Origin of the sequence: Sphingobium sp. C100 (genome assembly GCF_000508185.1) — a bacterium.
Taxonomy (GTDB): Bacteria; Pseudomonadota; Alphaproteobacteria; order Sphingomonadales; family Sphingomonadaceae; genus Sphingobium.
The window spans coordinates 1-547 of sequence record NZ_AYOY01000129.1; the positions used below are offsets into that span (position 1 = coordinate 1).

A 547-nucleotide genomic window follows, 5' to 3' on the forward strand; every position below is an offset into this window, starting at 1 on the left:
ACTTCGATCTAGAATCCACCCTGCTACAATTATTTAGCTTGATAATAATAGTTATGTTAAATTCTGCCAATTCCGGGGCTATCAGAACACGAGTTCAGCCTGGCGTGGAACCGCTCTTGGCTGTTCTTGTCTGCCGCCAATCAGACCGCGCGCGCACCCTGCCAGAACATAGACGGCTTGGCGTTGCGCCCCGCGATTGTGATGATCGACGCAATAGCCCTGATAGTGCCGCTTGAGCAAGCCAGCGCGCACCAGCTCCGACACCGCCCGGCTCACATTCGTCTTGCCCGAAGCCCGTACCTGCTCACGGATGGCGTCTTCGACCATAGCCGTGGCCTGACCCTCATCCATCGGCAACGCGCCGGACATTGCCAGATCGCTTCGTATCCGCTCTTCCAGGGCTACGCGACGGGGGTCGCGCTGCCCCATTGGCGTCAGCGCATCGCAAAGCCAGTCACGCAAGGGCATGAGGCCGCCGCCCTTGGCTACCAACGGCCCGGCGCTGCCGTCGGAACGGGAAACTTGGGCAATCAGGTTGAGCACCATG

1 protein-coding gene is annotated in these 547 nt (G+C 59.8%); it reads right to left on the reverse strand.

Annotation, left to right across the window (positions count from 1 at the left end; all coding sequences use genetic code 11):
- Positions 1 to 81: 81 nt before the first annotated feature.
- The gene (locus C100_RS33425) at positions 82 to 546 is read right to left on the reverse strand and encodes a hypothetical protein (RefSeq protein WP_024019390.1); all 465 of its coding nucleotides are present in this window, start codon (positions 544 to 546) and stop codon (positions 82 to 84) included.
- Between the last annotated feature and the right edge of the window lies 1 nt (position 547).

Bases quoted from the DNA above. Each gene is read 5' to 3' on its own strand.
- C100_RS33425 (WP_024019390.1), bottom strand. From the start codon at position 546: ATGGTGCTCAACCTGATTGCCCAAGTTTCCCGTTCCGACGGCAGCGCC.